Genomic DNA, 10085 nt, shown 5'->3' with positions numbered 1-10085 from the left:
ACCTACATGGTCATTCAGTTGTCAAGGTTATGTACCTTGCGGCTAATCCTCCAAATCCTTATGGATTTTAGTTTCTAGCCAACGATTCGCACATCGAAAATTAAGACACCTCCAGAAGCTAAGGCGTTGTATATGCGGTCAAATAGCTCAACCAGCATTTGAGAATGGGGATCTGGATCGAACAAGTAATTAAAGCATTCACCGATCGATATCACGGCATGACACGGTGAAATTTCAGCTTTGAAAAACGATTCGACTCGGAACTCTGCATCTGGCACTCTTTTACGAGCGATTTTAATCATTGACTCAGAGATATCAATTCCAAGAACACGATAATTAGCCTTCGTCAGTTCTTGTGCTGATAATCCACTTCCACACCCCAAATCTACCACTAGCCCGTCGCGTATTCCACTCTGATTCAGGATTTCTATAATGCCGGGAGCAGATTTGAGAGCGTAATTACTATGACCGACATCGTGGATATATGCGAGATCGTCCTTGTACCACCCTTTCATCTTGCAACTCTTCTATTTATTCAATTTATTTACCTTGCCATGTTTTCTTAGTTTCGCGCCAGTTGCTACAAGTCGGAGAACGCTAGTTTTTAACTAGAAGTTATACCAATTTGAAAAAAGAATGCAACAAATAGACCATTTGTAGAGACGCGATTCATCGCGTCTTTACCCAAGGATGTGCTGCAATCATTAATTGAATTGGTATAACAATTGAGTATTTTTTCTCTGCAAGTCACTTGAATACGAAACGCTGTACAAACAAATAGTGCAGCGTTAGTTAGGAACGAGCATCAAAAGAAGCGTTATTACGAATTACATGATATTAAACCTCTACCAAAACGGCCTCGCGCAGCTTGCCAATCACATCGCTTAGATTACCCGTATTCAAGCGGTAACTCAGAGGATGAGCAATCAATCGCGCCGTGCTTTCATACAGACTAGCAATTTCAATCAAACCATTTTCGCGTAAAGTCCGCCCTGTAGAAACCAAATCTACGATCGCTTCTGACATTCCAGTAATTGGGCCTAGCTCTACTGAACCATACAATGGCACTATTTCCACAGGTAAATCCAGACTATGGAAATATTCACGAGCGCAATTTACATATTTTGAAGCAACCCTACCATGCGGTGGTAAATCTAAAGGCGATCGATAAGAACTTGATTCTTTTACCGCCACTGACATCCGACAATGACCAAACTGCAAATCTACCAAGTGGGCAACTTGCGGCTGCTTCTCTCGCAGCACATCGTAACCAACAACCCCTAGTTGTGCTTGACCATATTCCACATAAACAGGTACATCTTGCGCGCGCACCAGTAAAGCTTTTGCAACTCCCTTAGTGTCAGGAATTTGAAGTTGACGAGTTCCTGAATCTAAAAAAGCACTAAAATCTAATCCGACAGCTTGTAGCAAGCGGATGCTATTTTTAAGTAGTTCCCCTTTTGGCAATGCAACAGTCAGCATTTTTTTTATTGGTATCCTTAGCGTCTTGGCAGTTGAATAATATTGAGAATATCTCTATATGCTTACCACAAGCAGCATGAGAATTTTATTAGTTGATGATGAAGTTGAACTAACTCAACCTTTGAGCCGCTTGTTAACTCGTGAGGGTTATGCCGTAGATGCCGTTTATGATGGGACATCTGGCAGCGAACTTGCACAGACTGGCAGTTATGACCTACTTATTTTAGATTGGATGCTGCCAGGAAAAACGGGGTTAGAGATTTGTCAGGAATTGCGCCGCCAAAGCAAAACCACTCCCGTATTGTTTCTTACAGCTAAAGATACTCTTGATGACCGCGTACAAGGTTTAGATGCTGGTGCGGACGACTATTTGGTAAAACCTTTTGAACTGCGGGAGTTATTAGCACGAGTCCGTGCTTTATTGCGTCGTTCCGGTACTCAAACCTATGAAACCACCAGCGGACGTTTAACCGTTGCTGATTTAGAACTCGATTGTGAAAATCAAGTAGCCTATCGCCAAGGACGAATAATTGAACTATCGCAAAAAGAAAGTCAGTTGTTGCAATATTTTATGGAACACACTGGACAACTTCTGACTCATGCCCAGATTATGCAAAATTTGTGGCAAGAAGAAGAACAACCTAGTAGCAATGTGATAGCGGCATTAATTCGCTTGCTGCGGCGTAAGATTGAGGTAGGTAAAGAAGCTACGCTGATTCACACAGTCTACGGCAAAGGCTATCGTTTCGGCGCTTCATCAATGGAGTCAGTTACTAACGGATAAGCATTGGGAACGAAACAGGTTATGTTAGTAACAAACGGACAAGCTGTCGTTACTAATGAATAAGTGTTGGTAACAAAACAGGTTGTGTTGGTAAGAATCCATAAGTTAAGGAATTATATTGGGAATAGTTTTGTTTAACTCTTCGCAACGCTCAAATTTACTTCTATTTACAGAAACCAAATTTCTCTAAGAGCGTATATATAAGTTCAATATATTGCCCTACTATAACAATATTGTTATAGTAAAAGGGGATGCTGTGCCTGAAACCCGTGTTGTTTTCTACCAAGAAGAGGAAGGGGAAGTTCCTGTCCTTGAATGGCTGACACGACTTTTGAAAGAAGACCGCAAAGGTTATGCAAACTGTGTTGCTCGAATCAAACAACTTGCGGCTTCAGGCTATGAACTCCGTCGCCCGACTGCTGATTACTTGCGCGATGGGATATATGAGCTTCGGGCAAAGCATATCCGTATGCAATATCGCATTCTGTACTTCTTTCATGGTCAAAATGTGGCAATTCTCGCTCACGCTATCACAAAAGAAGAAGCATCTGTACCACCAATTGATATTGAACGGGCGATCGCTCGAAAGCTTTTATTTGAAGAAAACCCAGAAGTTCACACCTACGTAGAGGATCGAGAAGATGGTCAAGACTAGCGATGCTATAAAAATTATTGACAAAATGACTAGCAGCGATCCTGAGCTTGAGGCAATGGTGGCAGAAACTTCAATTAATGCAGAAGTGGCACAGTTGATTTATGAAGCTAGAACAAAAGCAGGTTTAACACAGAAACAACTGGCTGAACTTGTTGGCACAAAACAGCCTGTGATTGCACGGCTGGAAGATGCTGATTACGAAGGACACTCTCTGTCAATACTCCAAAAAATCGCTCAGGCTCTTAATCAGCGAGTAGTGATTCATTTGACTCCATTGGAACAAGAACAAAGCGCATAATGACATATAGGTGACAACGCCAAATCAGCCTAATTTTCTGATGTGAGTTTTTGTACAGTGACTTTTTATTTGTCGTGATGCCAAATTACTGTGATCAGGGCTGTAAAGCTTGTACTCAAAGAGCGTTAAGTTTAAAAGTAACAAGGAAAGTTACAAGCTATATCAACAGCAATAGTTGCAAGTTTAAAGTAGGTAAGGCTTGCATTGATGACGTAAATTTGTCTCAACGCCATTTAATTTGTCACTGTACATTAAGATTTACCCAATAAATGATTAATTTGGAGTTGCAGTTTTTCTTGTAATTGTTGCGCTTGTTGATAAGCTGCTGCACGCCCTTTCTTTGAGTGGTTGTCCAATTCTACTGGTTGCAAAGGTTGAATAAAGTAACGCAAACGAGTTCTCATCGCCCAAACTCCCATTGAGGGAAACAGAAGTAAGGCAAACATCAAAGGCGATAAAGGTAAGAATGGTAGTTTGACTAGTCGTTGTAATCTGGTGAAATTAACAGCCCAAGGATGCAGAGATTCACTGCCGATGCAAACTACTGGCAGAATCGGAATATGATAGCGATCGCTCAACTGAATAAAACTCACATGAAACTTTTCTAGTTGATAGCGTTTTCTCCAACCTTTACTAGGCCCGCGAATACCTTCGGGTGCATATAAAAGAATTTTACCTTGGGCAATAGCTGACTCAAAATCATCTAATTCGGCTCGCACTCCACCTAAAACCTGCGACCATTGAGGTGGTAGCCACCAAATCACCCAAGGATGCTCAAATAATACTGGATTTGCTATCGGTTGGACTACCCATCCTTTGGCTTCACTTAATAGATAAGCCAAGGTTAAAAAGTCCCAAGGAAAACACATCCCGGCATGATTCATTGCCACAATCAATGGCCCTGTTGGCGGCAAGTTTTCAACTTGTTGTAACTCTCCCCGAAAATAGTATTTAACGATAGGGGCCAGAATTTCTTTGCCAAAAGCTTGTTGATATTTAGGATCGAATTCCCCAACTTCTTTTCGAGGCGAACGAAAACCCAGACGCAACCAACGACTCAGCAACGCTAGATAAAATCCACCAGGAATTAAAAATAATCCATATTCTAGCCAATTCCAACCATCTGGATCTGGGTGGTAGTGCTGCCAATGGCGATTGAATAAAATTAGCCACCCTGGAGGATACCACAGACAAAACCAATCAAACCAGTTAAATATATAGCCTTCACCTGGTGCATTTTCCTGTTGACTGTTTAATAAGTTTTCCGAGCGTTGATTAATCAAAACAGTTAAAGATTAGGATTAGGCAAAAGAATTTTATTAAGAGCGCATTATAGCTTCTTAGTTTTGTAACTGCCATCTTACTGGAGAAGTACACGGGTAGAAGCACAACATGTTGTGCCCTTACGATTATCTGTAATTCACCATTTTGCAATCTGCCGTAGTTACTAAACTAGCGATATAAAAGCTTTTATCAAATCTAAAATGAGCTTGTATATAGATACTTTTTATATAATAAATATGAAAAACTAATCTCAATGTAATTCATCAAAATATGACGCACCACCAATTTTTTAACTGTGTGCGATCGCTGATAATAATTTAATTAAACCGCCTTAGATAATACTATTGTGAATCTTAGATCGGGCAAAATTTAATGTTTATTTTAGATATACCTTCTACAGCCAACAGTAAGCCACGAACACTGATAACTGAATATTGATGTTCCGCCAAAAGATGAAATTGATAACGACTGATGATTATTAAAACTCATCCTCAAGCTGGAGACGAATGGCGAGACATCTGTCCTACTCTTCCTACTATGGAACGAAGAAAATCACTCAAAATTCCAAATTCGATCCGCGAACTTCGACAGCAACTCCATCTTTCTCAAGAAAAGTTTGCAGCCAAGTTAGGAGTTTCCCTACGAACAATCAATCGTTGGGAGAACGGATCTACAGTGCCTTCACCGATGGCACTAAAGCTGATTGAAGAAATGTTAGAAAGGATGGGCAAAGCAGATAAAAGATTAGCGAACGAGTATCTCCCGAAACCGGAGCAACGGGAGGACTTTTAGGATGACGGTGAAAGTACCTGAAAAAATATTGATAATGCGTTATCGGTTCATAGCTTTTAGTGTGATGATTTTGGCAGTCATAACGGCACTGCTGTTGACAAAAGTGTTACTGCCAGTTTTCGAGCCGAGCGTATTTACACTATTTTATGCTGCTGTGGCAATCAGCGCCTGGTATGGTGGTATGAAACTGGGAGTACTAGCGATCGCTTTATCTGTGACAACTGCGCTCTATTTTTTTATCGATCCAGTCTACTCCTTCGATTTCCTCAGCCTCAAAGTTCTGGTACGATTAACCACATTTTCACTAGTATCTTTCTTAATTACTGCGCTTTCTTCAGAGTTGCGAACTGCTAGACGCAAAGCAGAGACAAGCCTCAAATTGTTGCAAAATAGCGAAATGCGGTTTAGCCGACTGGCAGAATCCAACATCATTGGGGTAATCGTAACTGATATGAACACCGGCTTTATCATCGAAGCCAATGATGCTTTTCTGAAGATGATCGGCTATACGCGAGAAGATTTCTCGGCTAACCAAATAAACTGGCGCGAAATTACCCCACCGGAGTATCTTCTTTTGAGCGAACGTTCAGTGGAAGAAGTGAAAACTACTGGAATGTGTAAGCCTTTTGAGAAAGAATACATTTGTAAAGAAGGCGATCGCATTCCCGTTCTGCTCGGTTCTGTGACGCTGGGAAATACTCAAGAAACGGTTATTGCCTTTGTTGTCGATTTGAGCGAACAGCAAGCTGCGCTACGCGAACGCAAACAAGCAGAAGCGGCATTACAGCAAGCCAATCAGCGGAATACACGCACTCTAGAAAACATGAGTGATGCATTTATTACTCTAGACCGGGACTGGCGCATCATCTACCAAAATGCCGAAGCAGAGCGAATTAACGGTAAACCCCGGACAGAAGTCATTGGTAAGTCGCAGTGGGAGGAGTGGCCTATATCATTGGGCACGAATTTAGAGCGTCAATACCGACGGGCGATGGCAGAGCAAATTCCCGTCCATTTCGAGTATCACTACTACTTACCACCCAAGTATGACTTGTGGGTGGAAATTCACGCCTATCCCAGTGAAGATGGTCTTGACATTTTCTTCCGCGACATCAGCAATCGCAAACAAGTAGAACGAACTTTGCGCGAAAAAGAAGAACGTCTAAAGTTAGCTAACGAACGGTTTGAGTTAGCAGCATCTGCGGTCAACTGTCTGATTTATGACTGGAATCTAGAACAGGATAGCGTTGAAAGAACCGAGGGGTTAACCCGAATTTTGGGCTATTCCCTCGCAGAAGCTGAAGCAAGTGGTAATTGGTGGTGTGAGCTTATCCATCCAGAAGATTTGCCAAGCGTACAAGAGGCGATACTTGCTTTGGGAAATAGCGATCGCTATGCTGCCGAATACCGAATTCGCAACAAAAACAATCAGTATATCTATGTATTAGATCGAGGGATAGTGGTGCAACGGGATGCTGATGGCAAGCCAGTACGTTTAGTTGGTAGCACTACAGATATCAGCAAACGCAAACAGGCAGAAGCAGCAATCCAAGCAAGTGAGGAACGGCTCAGGAGTTTTGTGAAAGCGAATATAGTTGGCATTCTCTTTGGCGATGTGAATGGTAGCATCACTGAAGCCAACGACGAGTTTTTGCGAATTGTCGGCTATACCCAAGAGGATATCCAAGCAGGTAGATTAAGCTGGACTGAGATCACGCCATCTGAGTATCAATATTTAGACGAATTGGCTATTGCCGAAGCAATAGCGAAGGGAACCTGTACTCCTTATGAGAAGGAAATTATTCGCAAAGATGGTTCCAGCGTCCCAGTTGTAGTTGGCTACTCCCTTTTAGGAGAATCTCGGCATAAATCAGTCGCATTCATTCTGGATATTAGCGATCTCAAACAAGTTAAAAAAGCGCTGAGTCAGAGCCAAGAGCAATTTCAAGCTTTTATGGATAATATTCCCGCCGCCGCATGGATTACAAATGCAGACGGACGTGTAGTTTACCTCAGTCCAACTTATTTCAGCACATTCAATGTGCCAACAAATAAGGCGATTAATAAAAACATTTTTGACCTATACCCAGTCCAAATTGCTCAATCCCTCCTCGATAACATTAGAATAGTTGCCGAAAGGAATCAGGTTGTTCAAACAATTGAGTCTGTCCCACGCACAGATGGCACCCTTGGCGAATTTTTTGTTTATAAGTTTCCCATTCCCGATGCCTCTGGCCAACGCCTGGTAGGAGGCGTTGCAATTGACATTACCGAACGCGAACGCGCCCTTCGCGAACGTCAGCTTGCAGAACAAGCCTTACAAGAGCGCAGTGAAAGACTGAAACTGCTTTCGGAAACGACCAGTGATTTGCTTTCAACCGAGCGCCCCTTGGATCTAATGAACAGCTTGTTTAGCAAACTCTCGGCGCAAATGGATTTGCATTGTTACTTTCACTATTTAATCGATACACACGAAAATAAGCAGAAACTCCGGTTAGTAGCTTGGAACGGCATTACTGATGAAGTATTTCAAGCAATTGAATATATGGAATTTAATCAAGGGATATGCGGACTAGTGGTGCAAGAACGCCGTCAAATCGTCGTCAATAATGTGCCGCACTCTACCCATCCTCATGCCAACATCCTCCGTGCTTTAGGAATTACAGCCTATGCAGGTCAACCGTTAATTGCTCAAGGAAAGCTGCTTGGTGTCCTCTGCTTTGCCAGTCGCACCCGTACCAATTTCACCTCTGGGGAAATAGCTCTATTACAAGCAACTTCCGATCAGGTGGCGGTTGCTCTGGAACGCGCTCAGTTAATGGCTTCGTTACAGCGACGCAAAGAAGAATTAATCCAAGCTAATCGAATCAAAGATGAGTTTTTGGCGGTGCTTTCCCACGAACTTCGCACCCCACTAAACCCGATTTTGGGATGGTCGAAATTACTACAAACGAAAAAGTACGATGAAGCAACCACTACTCGCGCTCTCGAAACCATTGAGCGCAATGCCAAGCTGCAAACCCAATTAATCGAAGATTTACTGGATGTCTCTCGCATTCTCCAAGGTAAGCTGAGTTTGAATATTGCTTCTGTAAATTTAGAAACTGCGATCGCCGCAGCAATCGAAACTGTACGTCTAGCCGCTGAAGCCAAATCAATCGATTTACAATTTACGATTTTAGACTTTGACACGGGCACTCAGTCTTTCCCTGCGGGACGCTACGCGAACGACAAGGCTCAGGAACCATCGAACGGTTTTGGATTAGACAATTCTCAAATAAATTTAGACTCTATCGATTTTAATCAGCAACTTAACAATTTAAAATGCCAAACTTCAAATTCTAAATTTTTAGTCAGAGGTGATTCCAGTCGCTTGCAGCAAGTTATCTGGAATCTAGTTTCCAATGCTATTAAGTTTACACCCCAAGGTGGAAAGATAGAAATCAGTTTAGAGTCTGTTGGTTCTCAAGTTCAATTGCGAGTCAGCGATACAGGTAAGGGAATTAGCCCTGACTTTTTACCATTCGTCTTTGACTACTTTCGACAAGCTGATGGCGCAACCACTAGAAAATTTGGCGGACTGGGCTTAGGATTAGCTATTGTTCGTCACATTGTCGAGTTACACGGCGGCACAGTTAAGGCAGAAAGTTCGGGGGAAGAACAGGGAGCAACCTTTACAGTCATGCTACCGTTAATCGAGGTCGATCTAAATAGCCATCAGATTACCTCTCAAGCTGATGATTTGCCCGATTTCAAGGGGTTGAAAGTTCTGCTTGTGGATGATGAGCGGGATACACGAGAATTAATTGCTTTCATTTTGGAGCAATCTGGCGCGGTAGTAATCCAGGCGGCATCTGCGATGGAAGCACTACGAATTATGCCTCAGTTCCAGCCAAATTTGCTGTTAAGCGACATTGGAATGCCAGAAGTAGACGGCTATATGTTGATTCGTCAAATTAGAGCTATGTCACCAGAACTTGGAGGAAAAATTCCTGCGATCGCCCTTACAGCTTATGCTGGTGAGGTCGATTATCAACAGGCAATTGCTGCTGGATTTGGGCAGCATATCACCAAACCAGTGGAGCCAGCTAAATTACTTCGAGCGATCGCTAACCTAATTTATAGTTGTAGCAATTGTTAATTGAGAGACTCCATAACTTTGTATTTATAAGCTTTTTCCCCTTCACCTTTACCCCGACAAATGCCAAGAAGTTTAATACGGATACCCAGACCCTAGCCAGCAAAAGCGCTGAAGATTTGAAGCTGTGGCAAGTTACACAGAGAAAGGAAACATATAGTTGTTTGCGATCGCAACGCACATACTACACTACTATTGCTTTTACTCAGGCTAATAATCAATCAAATCCAGTCATAATCGGTCATGGATTTTTGATTTTCGATAAATCCTTAGTAGATGGAACTTCGACTGTTGGTGAAAAGTCAAGGATACGGGTATTATATTTGAGCATTTATAAGTTATAGCTGAAAACTAGATTTTCAAAATAGAGTTTTCCAATCAGAGAATCTGCGCCATTCCCCTTACTTCTAAATAGGACTCACTAGTGCGGATTTTTGATGCGTTGGCGTAGCCCGCACTTCTCTACGAGACGTTGCGCGTAGCTTGCTTCCCCGGAAGGGTACGACAAGCTAAGTGATCGTCGTAGATATTGCAGACAGCTAAATATGGTTGAAATACCCAAATATATAGTACTTATGTACTAAAAAAGCTCTATAACTTTAGTTATGGAAAAGAAATAAAGTGTAATCTTTATTTGAGAGCAAAGCCCATT

Annotated in this window: 9 protein-coding genes; 6 read left to right on the top strand and 3 right to left on the bottom strand. The window is 42.2% G+C overall.

The genetic code is table 11. The annotated features are described in order from the left end of the window. Positions 1 to 74: 74 nt before the first annotated feature. Both V7K45_RS23520 and hisG read right to left on the bottom strand, forming a co-directional pair. Positions 75 to 515, bottom strand: coding sequence for a class I SAM-dependent methyltransferase (locus V7K45_RS23520; protein WP_335007382.1), 441 nt, complete (start codon positions 513 to 515; stop codon positions 75 to 77). 322 nt (positions 516 to 837) lie between these two features. Beyond that, positions 838 to 1482, bottom strand: coding sequence for an ATP phosphoribosyltransferase (hisG, locus tag V7K45_RS23515; protein ID WP_335007381.1), 645 nt, complete (start codon positions 1480 to 1482; stop codon positions 838 to 840). A gap of 76 nt (positions 1483 to 1558) precedes the next feature. Here hisG and rppA point away from each other — a divergent pair, with 76 nt between their 5' ends. The 3 genes from rppA to V7K45_RS23500 all read left to right on the top strand — a co-directional run bounded on the left by rppA (position 1559) and on the right by V7K45_RS23500 (position 3219). Next, positions 1559 to 2266, top strand: a complete 708-nt coding sequence (gene rppA / locus V7K45_RS23510; protein ID WP_335007385.1) for a two-component system response regulator RppA — start codon at positions 1559 to 1561, stop codon at positions 2264 to 2266. Positions 2267 to 2522: 256 nt separating this feature from the next. Next, positions 2523 to 2921 carry a type II toxin-antitoxin system RelE/ParE family toxin gene (locus V7K45_RS23505; RefSeq protein WP_335007380.1) on the top strand — a complete coding sequence of 133 codons (399 nt, stop codon included), beginning with the start codon at positions 2523 to 2525 and terminating at the stop codon, positions 2919 to 2921. Then, complete coding sequence (locus tag V7K45_RS23500) at positions 2908 to 3219, top strand: helix-turn-helix domain-containing protein (protein WP_335007379.1); 312 nt, start codon at positions 2908 to 2910, stop codon at positions 3217 to 3219. The genes V7K45_RS23505 and V7K45_RS23500 overlap by 14 nt, the downstream gene beginning before the upstream one ends. 251 nt (positions 3220 to 3470) lie before the next feature. Here the strand turns inward: V7K45_RS23500 and V7K45_RS23495 are convergent, their stop codons facing one another. Then, a complete protein-coding gene (locus V7K45_RS23495; RefSeq protein WP_335007378.1) occupies positions 3471 to 4502 on the bottom strand; it encodes a 1-acyl-sn-glycerol-3-phosphate acyltransferase in 1032 nt (343 codons plus the stop codon). Positions 4503 to 4974: 472 nt separating this feature from the next. Here V7K45_RS23495 and V7K45_RS23490 point away from each other — a divergent pair, with 472 nt between their 5' ends. Genes V7K45_RS23490 through V7K45_RS23480 form a run of 3 tightly spaced genes read left to right on the top strand, consistent with a single transcriptional unit; the run spans position 4975 to position 9777 of the window. Continuing rightward, on the top strand, positions 4975 to 5295 hold the full coding sequence (locus V7K45_RS23490; RefSeq protein WP_335007377.1) for a helix-turn-helix domain-containing protein: 321 nt from the start codon (positions 4975 to 4977) through the stop codon (positions 5293 to 5295). A gap of 1 nt (position 5296) precedes the next feature. Then, complete coding sequence (locus tag V7K45_RS23485) at positions 5297 to 9436, top strand: PAS domain S-box protein (protein ID WP_335007376.1); 4140 nt, start codon at positions 5297 to 5299, stop codon at positions 9434 to 9436. Next, on the top strand, positions 9430 to 9777 hold the full coding sequence (locus tag V7K45_RS23480; protein WP_335007375.1) for a hypothetical protein: 348 nt from the start codon (positions 9430 to 9432) through the stop codon (positions 9775 to 9777). Before V7K45_RS23485 ends, V7K45_RS23480 begins: the two co-directional genes overlap by 7 nt. Positions 9778 to 10085: the final 308 nt, after the last annotated feature.

The organism is Nostoc sp. (assembly GCF_036917375.1).
Classification (GTDB): domain Bacteria; phylum Cyanobacteriota; class Cyanobacteriia; order Cyanobacteriales; family Nostocaceae; genus Nostoc.
The sequence above is the reverse complement of the archived record's forward strand: the minus strand, read 5'-3'. Positions and strand labels throughout refer to the sequence as shown.

Coding starts and splice junctions, on each gene's coding strand:
- rppA (WP_335007385.1), top strand. CDS start 1,559: ATGAGAATTTTATTAGTTGATGATGAAGTTGAACTAACTCAACCTTTG.
- V7K45_RS23490 (WP_335007377.1), top strand. CDS start 4,975: ATGATTATTAAAACTCATCCTCAAGCTGGAGACGAATGGCGAGACATC.
- V7K45_RS23500 (WP_335007379.1), top strand. CDS start 2,908: ATGGTCAAGACTAGCGATGCTATAAAAATTATTGACAAAATGACTAGC.
- V7K45_RS23485 (WP_335007376.1), top strand. CDS start 5,297: ATGACGGTGAAAGTACCTGAAAAAATATTGATAATGCGTTATCGGTTC.
- hisG (WP_335007381.1), bottom strand. CDS start 1,482: ATGCTGACTGTTGCATTGCCAAAAGGGGAACTACTTAAAAATAGCATC.
- V7K45_RS23520 (WP_335007382.1), bottom strand. CDS start 515: ATGAAAGGGTGGTACAAGGACGATCTCGCATATATCCACGATGTCGGT.